The sequence below is a fragment of the Phenylobacterium aquaticum genome (assembly GCF_022695515.1).
Classification (GTDB): Bacteria; Pseudomonadota; Alphaproteobacteria; order Caulobacterales; family Caulobacteraceae; genus Phenylobacterium; species Phenylobacterium aquaticum.
In genome coordinates, this window is sequence record NZ_JALDPT010000007.1 from 133,747 (window position 1) to 145,835 (window position 12,089).

Below are 12,089 nucleotides of genomic sequence, written 5' to 3' on the forward strand. Positions count from 1 at the left end.
GGACGGGACTTCGCGTGGCGATCTCGCCGATCAGAGGGCCGACCGGCGCGCCCAGCGCCACCCAGATCGCTGGAGGCATCCGCTCCAACGTGAGCGAGGTCGCGCGCATCCAGGAGGTGGAGCGCGCGGGGCCGATCTACGGTCCCCGCCGCGCGCCGAGCCCCGACCAGGCCAATACGCCCAAGACCCCGGCCTCGGCCGCGGCCATGGCCGCCCAGGAGGCCGCCGCCCGCCAGGACGGCATGGGCCCCCTGATCGCCGATCTGCGCCAGGCGCTGGGCGGCCGCCCCTTGCCGCCGGCCGCCCGCGCCGCCGCCGCCCAGGTCATGATGCAGCTCTCGCCCATGGGCCCGGACATTTCGGCCAAGGACGTGATGAAGGCCCTGACCGGATCGGGTCTGCTGCTGGAGGCCAAGCTCGCCTCGGAGCCCCAGGCCTCGCCGGTGGGAGTCGACCTCAAGGCCTCGCTGCTGATCCTGCGCCAGGCCCTGGCCTCGGGCCTGCCGCTGGACTCGGTGCGGACGCCGGGCAAGCCGACCGCGCAACGCCCACCGCCCCCCTATCGCGGCGGCCCGACCACTGCCCAGAGGCCGGCCATGCCGAACCTGAGCGGCGATGTCGAGATCCCCGCCGTCCTGCGCCAGCTGGCCGACGAGACCGATGCGGCGCTGGCCCGCACCGAGCTCCTGCAGATCGCCTCCATGCCCTCGCCCCACGACCTGGTCGAGGCGGGCGAAGTGACCCGCTGGGTGTTCGAGGCGCCCGTCGCCACGCCCCAGGGCGCGGCCATGACCCAGTTCGAGATCCGCCGTGAGGGCAAGGGGACCGGGGGCGACCGGGAGCAGGGCGCCACCTGGCGGACCCGTTTCGCCCTGGACATCGATCCGCTTGGGCCCATCGAGGCGCACCTGACCCTGGCTCATGGCCATCTGGGCGTGGCGCTCTGGCCGAGACGCGCCGCACGGCGCCGAGCGCCTGCGGGCGCATGTGGAGACCCTGAACGCCCGACTGGCGGCCGCGCGGCTGCCGGCGGACGTGTCCGTCTATCATGGAACCCCGGCCGCCCCGGCCCCGGCGGCAGGCCGCCTCGTGGATCAGACTCTATGAGCGCCGACACCCCCAATCGCCGCGTGGCTGTGGCGCTGCGCTATGAAGGCGGCGGCGCGCCGCAGGTGGTGGCCTCCGGCCGTGGCCTGACCGGGGAGCGGATCATCGCGGTGGCGCAGGCCCATGGCGTGCCCATGACGCACAATCCGCCGCTCGCCCAGGCGCTCTCGACGTTGGAGCTGGAGACCGAGATCCCCGAGCGGCTCTATGTGGCGGTGGCAGAGGTTCTGGGCTTTCTGCTCAAGGCCGCCAAGGACGAGAGCGTCACGTCAGGATCGCCCCGAACACCAGCTTGAGGCCGCCGGCCACGAGGCCGAGCGCCAGGACGCTGGCCGCCCATATGCCGAGGAACCAGGTCCAGCGTCGCCAGGCGGGGACGGATCGGGCGGGGGTCAATGGTAGCCCTCCGCCCCGACCTTGCCGCGGAACACCCAGTAGGCGTAGCCGGTATAGGCCAGGATCACCGGGACCAGCACCAGGGCGCCGACCAGCATGAAGGCCTGGCTGGCCGGCGGCGCGGCGGCCTGCCAGAGGGTCACCTGCATCGGCACCACATAGGGGAAGAGGCTGATCGCCAGCCCCGCATAGCCGAGGCCGAACAGGCACAGCGCCAGGGGAAACAGCCAGGTCTCCCGTCGCTGCTTCAGGCCGTAGACCAGGGCGGCCGCGGTGATGACCACCAGGAGCGGCACCTGGGCGGTGGCGAGGATCCGGGGGAATTCGAACCAGCGCCGCCAATAGGCGCCCTCCAGGAACGGGGTCGCGGCGCTGACGCTGAAGATGGCGATGAGGGTCGCCGCCGTCAGCCAACCGGCCAGGCGATAGGCCCGGTCCTGCAGTTCCCCCTCGGTCTTCAGCACCAGCCAGGTCGCGCCCAGCAGGGCGTAGCCGGCCAGGACCGAGACGCCGCAGAGCAGGCTGAAGGGCGTGAGCCAGTCCCACCAGCCGCCGCCATAGCCGCGGCCGGCCACCTTCACCCCCTGCAGGATCGCGCCGAGGATCACGCCCTGGGATAGGGCGGCGAGCGCTGAGCCGCCGCAGAAGGCGAGGTCCCAGGCCCATTTGGCCCGGTCGGTTCGCCAGCGGTATTCAAAGGCCACGCCGCGGAACACCAGGCCGAGCAGCATGGCGATCAGGGGCGTGTAGACCGCCGGCATCAGGATCGCATAGGCGAGCGGGAAGGCGGCGAACAGGCCGCCGCCGCCGAGGATCAGCCAGGTCTCGTTGCCGTCCCAGACCGGGGCGACGGAGTTCATGGCGGTGTCGCGCTGGCCGCCCTTCTGGAAGAAGGGAAACAGGACGCCAACGCCCAGGTCGAACCCGTCCATGGCGACATAGGCGAAGACGGCGAAGGCGAGGATGGCGGCCCAGACGAGGGTGAGGTCGATGTGCATGGCCTGGTCCTCATTCCGCCGGGTGCAGCAGACGGTCGGGGTCGATCGCCGGGGCCGGCGTGATCCCGGCGGCCCGGACCGGTGCGGGGCCGGAGGGGCCGGCCTCGTGGGCCTTGGGCGGCTGGCTCATTAGGCGCAGGAGGTAGAAGAGGCCGGCCCCGAAGACGGTGAAATAGACCACCGCGAAGGCGGCGAGGGAGGCCGCCACGGCCGGGGCGTCCAGCGGCGAGGCCGAGTGCGAGGTGCGTAGCAGGCCATAGACCGTATAGGGCTGACGGCCGACCTCGGTGGTCACCCAGCCGGCGAGCACCGCCACGAAGCCCATGGGCCCCATGGCCAGAGCCAGCCACTGGGGCGGCGCCCAGTCATAGAGCTTGCCGCGCAGGCGGGCGAAGAGGGTGATCGCCCCCAGCGCCGCGATGGCGAGGCCGATGCCGACCATGATCCGGAACGACCAGAAGACCACCGGCACGAAGGGCCAGTTCTGGCGCGGAATGGTGTCGAGACCCGCCAGGGGGGCGTTGGGATTGTGCTTCAGGATCAGGGAGGAGAGCTTGGGGACCTCGATCGCCGCGCGCACCACGCCGGCCTTTTGGTCGGGCAGGCCGAACAGGATCAGCGGGGCGCCGGCCGGGTGGCTCTGATAGTGGCCCTCCATCGCCATGACCTTGGCGGGCTGGTGCTCCAGGGTGTTCAGGCCATGGGCGTCGCCGGCCAGGATCTGGATCGGGGCGACCAGGGTGGTCATCCACATGGCCATGGAGAACATCTTGCGGGCCGCCGGCTGGGCGCGGTCCTTCAGGAGGTGGAAGGCGCCCACTGCGCCCACGACCAGGGCGGTGGTCAGATAGGCCGCCAGCACCATGTGGACCAGGCGATAGGGGAAGGACGGATTGAAGATCACCGCCATCCAGCTGACGGGGACGAACTGGCCCTGGGCGTTTATCGCGAAGCCGGCCGGGGTCTGCATCCAGCTGTTCACCGCCAGGATCCAGAAGGCGGAGGCGAAGGTGCCGACGGCGACAGCCAGGGTGGCGGCGAAGTGCAGGCGCTCGCCGACCTTCTCCGGCCGAACAGCATCACACCCAGGAAGCCGGCCTCCAGGAAGAAGGCGCTCATCACCTCATAGGCCATCAGGGGGCCCACCACCGGGCCGGCCTTGTCGGAGAACACCGACCAGTTCGAGCCGATCTGGTAGGACATGACCAGGCCCGAGACGACGCCGGCCCCGAAGGCCACGGCGAAGATCTTCATCCAGTAATTGAACAGGTCCAGATAGACGGGCTTGCGGGTCTTGAGCCAGAGCCCTTCGAGAACGGCCAGATAGCTGGCCAGCCCGATCGAAAAGACCGGGAAAACGATATGAAATCCAATGGTGAAGGCGAACTGCGCCCGCGCCAGGAACAGGGCGTCGGTCATGACGCGTCCTCCTGAGTACTGTTGCGACGCTTGCCGGAGGCGAAGACCGCGATCTTGCTCTTGACCTCCAGAAGCTTGGAGACGCCGGCGCCGAGCGCCAGCAATTGGGCCAGACTGTCGTTATCCAGGCGCTGCACATCGTCGGCCCAGCCGGTGAGCAGCTCGATCAGGTCGTGCATCTGGCGCATCTTGGCCTGGGCGTGGCGTTCCTCGGCGCTGGCCGGGGTCTCCATCAGGATGTCGCGCAGAAGCGAAAGGGTGGGATCGATCTCACGTTTGCGCCGCTCTTCTGCGAGCGTCCGCAGGATCTGCCAGATGTCGTCGGGCGCCTCGAGGTACTCGCGGCGGTCGCCGGGCAGGTGGCGTTTGCGGACCAGCCTCCAGGCCTCCAACTCCTTGATTCCCATACTGACATTGGAGCGCGAGACGCCCAGCGCCTCGGTGATCTCCTCGGCGTTGAGCGGGCGGTCGGATAGGAACAGCAGGGCGTAGATCTGGCCGACGGTGCGGTTGACGCCCCATCGTCCGCCCATCTCCCCGAAATGCAGCACGAAGGCCTGGACGATCGGGGGGAGAGTCATTTCGTCATTCCTGAGATTTCAGCAATGACTGAAATTACAGAACGACTTGATCCAGATCAAGGAGGCCTTGCAAATTTCGGGGCGTCAGGCGCTGGCGAGGGCGCTCTGGAACAGGATGGCGCCGTCGGCCGAGCCCAACTCCGCCTCGAAGGCGCGGTCGGGGTGCGGCATCAGGCCCAGCACATTGCCCCGGCCATTGACGATGCCGGCGATGGCGTCGGTCGAGCCGTTGGGATTGTTCACATAGCGGAACACCACCTGGCCCTCGCCCTCGATGCGGGCCAGGGTCTCGGCGTCGGCGAAGAAATTGCCCTCGCCATTGCCGACGGTCATGGTCACCTGGCGGCGGTCGCCGAAGCCGGCGGTGAAGCGGGTCTGGGCGTTGGCGACCTCAAGGTCGACGGCCTTGCAGACATATTTCAGCTGCTCGTTGCGTAAGAGGGCGCCGGGCAGCATGCCGGCCTCGCACAAGACCTGGAAGCCATTGCAAATGCCGACCGTGGCCACGCCGCGCTCGGCGGCGGCCTTGACCTCGGCCATCACCGGCGAGAGGGCCGCCATGGCCCCGCAGCGCAGATAGTCGCCATAGGAGAAGCCGCCGGGCAGGACGATCAGGTCCAGGCCGGAGGGCAGGGCGGTCTCGGCGTGCCAGACCATCTCCACCGCCGCGCCGGTCGAGCGCTCGATGGCGACCTTGCAGTCGCGGTCGCAATTGGAGCCGGGGAAGACGATGACGGCGGCTTTCATTTGGCGGCCTCTAGCTGGTCGGGAGCGGGGATGCGAGTCTTGAAGTCGAAGGCGTGGTCGCTGGGACCGTGGGCGTGCAGGTGCGCCAGGCGGGCGATCCCCTCGTCACGGCTGGGGATGGTCCGGCCGGGATCCACCACAGGCAGAAGGAGGCCTGCACATTGGCCTCGAACCATTCGCCGCGGCGGCGGACATAGTCGCGATGCTCGGTGCGATAGGCGAAGGCGGCCAGGTGCTCGGCGCTTTCCCAGACCGACATGTTGATCAGATAGAGCGGGTCCTGGTCGGCCGCGGGCGTGGCCGAGGAGAACCCCTCGCCATCGCCGCGCCAGATGAAGCCGGGCTGGGCCTCCGCGAGCGCATTGATCTCGTCCAGCGCCTCGCGGAACACGGTGATCTCCGGCGCCTCAAGGGGCGCCTTGAGGGTGGCGACATTGAACTGGGCGAGGTGATGTCCGCTCACTCAGGCGCACTCATCCAGGATCGCGGCGGGAGGCGTTGCGACGTCAGGCGCGGGGAAGGGCTCGCGGAAGGTGAAGGCCTCCGGCGACGGGCCGCGGCGGCGCAGGATCTCCAGGCGGGCGATCCCTTCCTCGGGGGTCGGCTCATGGCCGATCGGCACCCACCAGAGGCACATGTAGAGTTCCATGGACTCGAACCACTCGCGGCGACGTCGCATGATGTCGCGATGGGCCGTTCGGTATACGAAGGCCGCCAGCGATTCCGTGTCCGTCCAGACCGACATGTTCACGGCCATCAAGGGATTCTCGAAGGGCTGGATATCGGTGGCGTCGTCGCCATCGCCGGTCAGTCGCCAGATGAAGCCGGGCTGGCTTTCCGCCAGGGCGTTGATAACGCCGAGATTGGCGACGAACTCGGCCGTTTCCGGCGCATCGACGGGCGCCTTGAGGGTTCCGATATTGATCTGCGCAAGGTGAAAGCCGCTCACGTCCCGCCTCCTTTGGCCAGACTCCGCAGATAGGCGTCGAGTTGGTCATATCCAGCCTTGTCGCCGAACGGGCAGCCGGAATTGGTCACGTGGCCGCCGGCCGCGCGCTGCTGCAGGATCGCCGGGTGGCCCGGCGCGCCCTTCAGGGTGATCATGTAGGACACGCTGGCGTCGGCCGAGGTGTAGAAGCGATAGGGCTCGCCCGGCTCCGGCGGCGCGGGGCGGACGCCCGGCTCGGCGGCGATCTTGGCGGCGAGCGCATCGAAGCCCAGGGCGCAGTCCAGCTGGGGGACTTGCGCCGGGGCCTCGGCTTTCGGCGCGCAGGCGGCCAGGGCGAGGGCGCCTCCGAGGAGGGGCGCCAGGGCCCTCACGCCAGCTCCACCCGGTAGCTTTCGATCACGGTGTTGGCGAGGAGCTTCTCGCACATCTGCTTGACCTCGGCCTCGGCCTCGGCGGCGTTGGCGCTCTTCAGGTCGAACTCGATGGTCTTGCCGACCCGCACGCCTTCGACGCCGGCCCAGCCCAGGCCATGCAGGGCGTTCTCGACGGCCTTGCCCTGGACGTCGAGGACGCCGGGCTTGAGGAAGACGTGGACTTTCGCGCGCACTAGTGCAGGCCTCCTTGGATCACGGTCGGCATCTCTTTCATGATGCCGAGCCTTCGGGCGACTTCGGTGTAGTTCTCGATGACATCGCCCAGGTCGCGCCGGAAGCGGTCCTTGTCCATCTTTTCCTGGGTCTGGGCGTCCCAAAGCCGGCAGCTGTCGGGGCTGATCTCGTCGGCCAGGATGGTGCGGGCGAAGTCGCCCTCCCACAGACGGCCGAACTCGATCTTGAAATCGACCAGGGTGATGCCAACCGCTCCGAACGAGCCGTTCAGGAAGTCGTTGATGCGCAGCGTCAGGGCCATCATGTCGTCGATCTCCTGGGTCGAGGCCCAGTTGAAGGCGGTGATGTGCTCTTCGGTGACCATCGGGTCGGAGAGCTTGTCGTCCTTCAGATAGAACTCGATGATCGAGCGCGGCAGCTGCTGGCCCTCGGGCAGGCCGAAGCGCTGCGACAAAGAGCCCGCGGCGACGTTGCGGCAGACGACCTCGAGCGGAATGATCTCGACCTCGCGGATCAGCTGCTCGCGCAGGTTCAATCTGCGGATGAAGTGATTTTGCACGCCGATGGTGTTCAGGCGCGTCATGAAATACTCGCTGATGCGATTATTGATGACGCCCTTGCCCTCGAGAATGGCTTTCTTTTGGGCGTTGAAGGCTGTCGCGTCGTCCTTGAAGTACTGGATCAGTGTTCCGGGCTCGGGGCCTTCATAGAGGATCTTGGCCTTGCCTTCGTAGATCTTCTTGCGACGGGTGGTCATACACGCCTTCTCCACAAAGCGAGGGCTAGGTCGGCGCTGGAAACAAAAACGCGCGCCGTTGATCCCAACGCGCGCGGCGACCGCGATTCGACCTTCTCGCTCATCCGAGGCGGAACGAATTTAGCTGACCGGGGCCGCTCGCGCAAACTTCGCCCGCGTGCGCCGCAGCAACGCCTTCGCGTCATGGTGGATGAAGCGCCGCTTTCGATTGCGGGCGCCGCCGCCAAGCGATACAGGAACGGCGACTGAACACGATCTGGGACCATCATGACGACCTTCGACAATCGCGAACGTGGCTTTGAGAACAAGTTCGCGCTGGAGCAGGAAAACGAATTCAAGGCGGGCGCCCGGCGCAACCGCCTGCTCGGCCAATGGGCCGCCGGCCTGATGGGCCTGGAAGGCTCCCACATCGACGAATACGCTCAGGCCGTCGTGAAGTCGGACTTCGAGCTGCCCGGCGACGAGGACGTGCTGCGCAAGGTGTTCGAGGACCTGAAGGGCTCCGGCGTCGGCGTCTCGGAAGGCGAAGTGCGCATGAAGATGGACGAGCTGCTGGCTCTGGCCCGCGACCAGGTGAAGAACGGGCTCTGAGCCCCGCCGCGCAAGGCTGTTGAAATTCAGAACGCCGCCCCTCGCCGGGCGGCGTTTTTCGTTTGGGCGCCGTTGCGGCAGATCGCCCAAACCTGCCGTCAGAACATCAGCGCCAGGGAGGCGATCATGGCCGATCAAGACATTCTGAGCGTGGAGCGGCGCGGCGCCGTCGACTTCGTCACCCTGAACCGGCCCGACCGGCTGAACGCGCTGAACCAGCCGATGTCGGAGGCCCTGCTCAGCTATTTCGAGGCCCGGCGCCGTGACACCGAGGCCCGCGTGATCGTGCTGGCGGGCGCAGGCCGCGCCTTCTGCTCGGGCGCCGACCTCAAGGCGGGCGGCCAGCCCGACGCCCTGCGCGACGGTCCCAATGGCGACTGGATGCTGCGCGACACGCTGAAGGCCATGCGCGCCTGTCCGCAGCCGATCGTGGCCCTGGTCCAGGGCGCGGCGGCCGGCGGCGGCCTGGCCATCGCGCTGGCGGCCGACGTCATCGTGGCGGGCGAGAGCGCCGCCTTCCATCCGGCCTTCATCAAGATCGGCCTGTCCGGCTCGGAGCTGGCGGTGAGCTGGCGTCTGCAGCGGACCATCGGCCCCTACCGCACCCGCGACATGCTCTTGACCGGCCAGCCCCTGAAGGCGGCGGACGCCCTGGCTGCAGGCCTGGCCTCGCGCCTTGTGCCCGACGCCGAGCTGGCTGCGACCGGCGCGGCGATCGCCGAGGCCATGCTGGCCGCGTCTCCCGACGCGCTGAGGGTCTCCAAGCGCACCTTCGACGCCACGCTGGAAGGCCTGAGCTTCGACGCGGCGCTCGAGCTGGAAGAGCGCGGCCAGATCCAGATGATCCGCGCCGGCCGCGCGGCCATGGCCGCGGCGGCGAAGGGCTAGCCGACCCGCGCGCGGCGACGACGCTCCAGGGGGCTCTCGCCGTGCCGCGACCTGTGCCAGTGGGCCAGCGCGCTCTGGGACTTGAAGCCGAGAATGTCGGAGACTTCCGCCATGGGGCGGGTCGAGCCCTCGATATATTCGGCGGCCATGTCCGAGCGCACCTGATCCATGATCTGGGAATAGGTCAGGCCCTCGTCCCCCAGCTTGCGCTGCAGGGTGCGGGCGGTGAGACCGAACAGCCGGGCCATCTGGTCGATGGAGCAGTCCATCACCCCGATCAGGGCGCGCAGGTTCTGGGCCACGGCCTCGGCGTAGCGCGCATGATGGGCCGGCGTCTCCTTGCGCAGCAGCCTGTCCAGGGTCTGGCCGGGCGGGGGGCGCTTGGCGGCCAGGGGACGGTCCAGCGCGTCCAGGGCGTAGCCGATCGCCATATGCTCGGCCTCGAAGAAGGGGACGCCGCCCAGGTGGGTGCGATAGGCGGCGAGGTCGCCGATGCGGGCGTGGCGGAAGGTGACATAGGCGGGCGACATCTCCTCCCCCATCACCTGACGCAGGCAGCGCACATGCACCGCCGCCGACATTTCCAGGCTGTGGCGCAGCAGGGCGGGCTCGGTCTCGCCGAAGGACATGCGGAATTCCACATGCTCGCCCACCCGCACCAGGGGGCAGCGCATGGCGTCGTTCTGATAGCGGGCGTGACCGGACAGGACGTCGAGATATTCGCCCAGGGTCGCCTTTTCCCGCGCCGCAAGGCCCATCAGGCCCCAGTCCTCCAACCCGCGCATGGCGCCCAGCCGCAGGCCGAAATCCTTGGCCCCGCTGCGGGCGGCCGCCAGTTCGATCAGGCGGGCGAGGGCGGCGCCGGAGACCTTCTGGTCCGGATCCAGGAAGGCGTCGGGGGGCAGGCCCACCTCGTCGGCGAGGGCCGCCGGCGCGAGGCCGAGGCTTTCGCAGAGCGCGCTGATCTGGCGCATGAACGAGGTGCGGACCTGACTGGGCATGAGAACACTCCATGCGAGAGCCGGAAGACGGGCCCTGCGCGTCGGAGTGGCAGATTCTCGACCTGAGTCGGGTGCGACAAAATGAATCGCGGCCGGCGCGGAGGACCGCCCGGTGTCGTGATTGCGCAAATTCTGTCGCCATTCCGCAAAAGCACGGCGGCGATCATCCCTAATTTGGGGGCAGTCATAACGCGGCGCGCCAAGGCGTCGGATGTACTGGAGGATCGCGTGAACAACATTCCGATCGTTGGAAAATTCCTGGCCATCATCGCCGTCTTCGGGGTCTTCGCCCTGGGCATCGCCGTGTTCACCGGCGCCCAGATGAAGAGCATCGACGACAAGTACAGCGCGCTGAACGACCACGAGAACACCGCGGCCGTCGAGCTTGCCCGGGCGAACCGCGCCTCCCAGACCGCGCGGGCCGCGATCGGCGATCTGATCGTGGCGAAGACGGATGCGCAGAACGCGGTGGCCAACGCCGGCATCCAGGCGGCCCATGGCGACTTCATCAAGGCCATCGACGCCGCCGTCGCCGCTCTGCCGTCGGATCCGGATATCCCGGTGCTCAAGACCGACATGCTGAGCGCGTTGGACGACCAGTGCGGGAAGGTGGTCGCCGCCGGCCGCGCAGCCAATGACGACGCCAGCAACCTCGCCACCCAGCAGATGTACCTGACCGAGTGCTCGCCCTTGTTTCCGGCCCTGGCCGATCGGTTCAAGGCCAAGACCAACAAGCTGATGGACAGCGTTCAGACCCAGAACGACGCGCTGACCGTGAAGACCCACGCCACGATCCTCACCACCTATGGGGTGATCCTGGGCGGCCTGGCCCTGGTCGCAGCGATCGCCGTCTTCGGGGTGCGGGCCTGGATCAGCGGGCCTCTGGCCCAGCTGGGCCGGTTGATGGAGACCCTGGCGCGGGGCGACCTGGGCGTCGAGGTGTCGGGGCAGGATCGCCGTGACGAGGTCGGGGCCATGGCCAAGGCGGTGCAGGTGTTCAAGGACAACGGCCTGAGAGCGCGGGAGACCGAGGCCGAGGCCGCCGAGATGCGCAACGAGGCCGAGGCCCAGCGGGGCCGGACCGAGGCCGAGCGGCGTCGCAATGAGGCCGAGCAGGCCGCCGTCGTCCAGACCCTGGCCGCCAATCTGAGCCGGCTGGCCCAGGGCGACCTGACCACCCGTATCGAAGCCGAGTTCCAGGGTCAGTACGCCCAGATCAAGGCCGACTTCAACGCCGCCGCGGACAGCCTGGGCGAAGCCATGGCGGCGATCGCCACCGCCACCGGCGCGATCCGCGGCGGCTCTGACGAGATCGCCACCGCCTCCGACGACCTGTCGCGGCGCACCGAGCAGCAGGCGGCCAGCCTGGAAGAAACCGCCGCGGCGCTCGACCAGATCACCGCGACGGTCAAGCGCAGCGCCGAGGGCGCGCGGATGGCGTCGAGCGCGGCCTCGACCGCCCGCACCGACGCCGAGCAGTCGGGCCTGGTGGTGGGCGACGCGGTCTCGGCCATGGGCGAGATCGAGGCCTCGTCCAACCAGATCACCCAGATCATCGGGGTCATCGACGAGATCGCCTTCCAGACCAATTTGCTGGCGCTCAACGCCGGGGTCGAGGCGGCGCGGGCCGGGGACGCGGGCAAGGGCTTCGCGGTCGTGGCCTCCGAAGTCCGGGCTCTAGCTCAGCGCTCGGCGGAAGCCGCCAAGGAGATCAAGGAGTTGATCGCCAGCTCGTCCTCCCAGGTGGAGCGCGGCGTGCAGCTGGTCGGCGACACGGGCCGCGCCCTGGCCGGGATCGTCACCCGGGTGACGGAGATCGATTCCCTGCTGGCCGAGATCGCCGTGTCGTCCCAGGAACAGGCGACGGGGCTCAACCAGGTCAATGCGGCGGTCAACCAGATGGACCAGGTGACCCAGCAGAACGCCGCCATGGTCGAGCAGGCGACCGCCGCTGCCGCGGGCCTGCGCAACGAGGCCGGCGAGCTGAGCAGCCTGGTCGCCCGCTTCCGCACTCACCCGGCGTCGGCGCCGCGCGGCGGCCGCGCCG

13 protein-coding genes and 2 pseudogenes are annotated in these 12,089 nt (G+C 68.8%); 4 read left to right on the forward strand and 11 right to left on the reverse strand.

The window, feature by feature from the left end; genetic code table 11:
* Window positions 1-14 precede the first annotated feature (14 nt).
* A complete protein-coding gene (locus MQH10_RS26740) occupies window positions 15-1,403 on the forward strand; it encodes an EscU/YscU/HrcU family type III secretion system export apparatus switch protein (RefSeq protein WP_242563463.1) in 1,389 nt (462 codons plus the stop codon).
* Here the strand turns inward: MQH10_RS26740 and MQH10_RS07575 are convergent.
* The 10 genes and pseudogenes from MQH10_RS07575 to purC all read right to left on the reverse strand — a co-directional run bounded on the left by MQH10_RS07575 (window position 1,372) and on the right by purC (window position 7,562).
* Complete coding sequence (locus MQH10_RS07575) at window positions 1,372-1,503, reverse strand: DUF2474 family protein (protein WP_242563464.1); 132 nt, start codon at window positions 1,501-1,503, stop codon at window positions 1,372-1,374. The two genes, MQH10_RS26740 and MQH10_RS07575, sit on opposite strands and share 32 nt — an antisense overlap.
* On the reverse strand, window positions 1,500-2,501 hold the full coding sequence (gene cydB / locus MQH10_RS07580; RefSeq protein ID WP_242563465.1) for a cytochrome d ubiquinol oxidase subunit II: 1,002 nt from the start codon (window positions 2,499-2,501) through the stop codon (window positions 1,500-1,502). The genes MQH10_RS07575 and cydB overlap by 4 nt, the downstream gene beginning before the upstream one ends.
* Window positions 2,502-2,511: 10 nt before the next feature.
* Window positions 2,512-3,920 (reverse strand): annotated as a pseudogene (locus tag MQH10_RS07585) (cytochrome ubiquinol oxidase subunit I).
* A complete protein-coding gene (locus tag MQH10_RS07595) occupies window positions 3,917-4,501 on the reverse strand; it encodes a GbsR/MarR family transcriptional regulator (protein ID WP_242563467.1) in 585 nt (194 codons plus the stop codon). The pseudogene MQH10_RS07585 and the gene MQH10_RS07595 overlap by 4 nt, the downstream one beginning before the upstream one ends.
* A gap of 84 nt (window positions 4,502-4,585) precedes the next feature.
* The gene (gene purQ, locus MQH10_RS07600; RefSeq protein WP_242563468.1) at window positions 4,586-5,248 is read right to left on the reverse strand and encodes a phosphoribosylformylglycinamidine synthase subunit PurQ; all 663 of its coding nucleotides are present in this window, start codon (window positions 5,246-5,248) and stop codon (window positions 4,586-4,588) included.
* Window positions 5,245-5,711: pseudogene (locus MQH10_RS07605) on the reverse strand (DUF3291 domain-containing protein). Before MQH10_RS07605 ends, purQ begins: the two are co-directional and overlap by 4 nt.
* Complete coding sequence (locus tag MQH10_RS07610; RefSeq protein WP_242563470.1) at window positions 5,712-6,197, reverse strand: DUF3291 domain-containing protein; 486 nt, start codon at window positions 6,195-6,197, stop codon at window positions 5,712-5,714.
* Window positions 6,194-6,568, reverse strand: coding sequence for a hypothetical protein (locus tag MQH10_RS07615; protein WP_242563471.1), 375 nt, complete (start codon window positions 6,566-6,568; stop codon window positions 6,194-6,196). The genes MQH10_RS07610 and MQH10_RS07615 overlap by 4 nt, the downstream gene beginning before the upstream one ends.
* On the reverse strand, window positions 6,565-6,804 hold the full coding sequence (gene purS, locus MQH10_RS07620; protein WP_242563472.1) for a phosphoribosylformylglycinamidine synthase subunit PurS: 240 nt from the start codon (window positions 6,802-6,804) through the stop codon (window positions 6,565-6,567). Before purS ends, MQH10_RS07615 begins: the two co-directional genes overlap by 4 nt.
* Window positions 6,804-7,562 carry a phosphoribosylaminoimidazolesuccinocarboxamide synthase gene (gene purC, locus MQH10_RS07625; protein ID WP_242563473.1) on the reverse strand — a complete coding sequence of 253 codons (759 nt, stop codon included), beginning with the start codon at window positions 7,560-7,562 and terminating at the stop codon, window positions 6,804-6,806. The genes purS and purC overlap by 1 nt, the downstream gene beginning before the upstream one ends.
* 267 nt (window positions 7,563-7,829) lie before the next feature.
* Here purC and MQH10_RS07630 point away from each other — a divergent pair, with 267 nt between their 5' ends.
* Together MQH10_RS07630 and MQH10_RS07635 are read left to right on the forward strand one after the other, a co-directional pair.
* A complete protein-coding gene (locus MQH10_RS07630; RefSeq protein WP_242563474.1) occupies window positions 7,830-8,153 on the forward strand; it encodes a DUF1476 domain-containing protein in 324 nt (107 codons plus the stop codon).
* A gap of 126 nt (window positions 8,154-8,279) precedes the next feature.
* On the forward strand, window positions 8,280-9,041 hold the full coding sequence (locus tag MQH10_RS07635; protein ID WP_242563475.1) for an enoyl-CoA hydratase-related protein: 762 nt from the start codon (window positions 8,280-8,282) through the stop codon (window positions 9,039-9,041).
* Here MQH10_RS07635 and MQH10_RS07640 read toward each other — a convergent pair.
* On the reverse strand, window positions 9,038-10,042 hold the full coding sequence (locus MQH10_RS07640) for an AraC family transcriptional regulator (RefSeq protein ID WP_242563476.1): 1,005 nt from the start codon (window positions 10,040-10,042) through the stop codon (window positions 9,038-9,040). The genes MQH10_RS07635 and MQH10_RS07640 overlap by 4 nt on opposite strands.
* Window positions 10,043-10,270: 228 nt before the next feature.
* Between MQH10_RS07640 and MQH10_RS07645 the strand changes: the two genes are divergently transcribed.
* Window positions 10,271-12,089 (forward strand): methyl-accepting chemotaxis protein (locus tag MQH10_RS07645; RefSeq protein WP_242563477.1); only part of this gene is annotated, 1,819 nt, incomplete at its 3' end.

Bases quoted from the DNA above. Each gene is read 5' to 3' on its own strand.
- purC (WP_242563473.1), bottom strand. From the start codon at position 7,562: ATGACCACCCGTCGCAAGAAGATCTACGAAGGCAAGGCCAAGATCCTC.
- MQH10_RS07595 (WP_242563467.1), bottom strand. From the start codon at position 4,501: ATGACTCTCCCCCCGATCGTCCAGGCCTTCGTGCTGCATTTCGGGGAG.
- cydB (WP_242563465.1), bottom strand. From the start codon at position 2,501: ATGCACATCGACCTCACCCTCGTCTGGGCCGCCATCCTCGCCTTCGCC.
- MQH10_RS07635 (WP_242563475.1), top strand. From the start codon at position 8,280: ATGGCCGATCAAGACATTCTGAGCGTGGAGCGGCGCGGCGCCGTCGAC.
- purQ (WP_242563468.1), bottom strand. From the start codon at position 5,248: ATGAAAGCCGCCGTCATCGTCTTCCCCGGCTCCAATTGCGACCGCGAC.
- MQH10_RS07630 (WP_242563474.1), top strand. From the start codon at position 7,830: ATGACGACCTTCGACAATCGCGAACGTGGCTTTGAGAACAAGTTCGCG.
- MQH10_RS07640 (WP_242563476.1), bottom strand. From the start codon at position 10,042: ATGCCCAGTCAGGTCCGCACCTCGTTCATGCGCCAGATCAGCGCGCTC.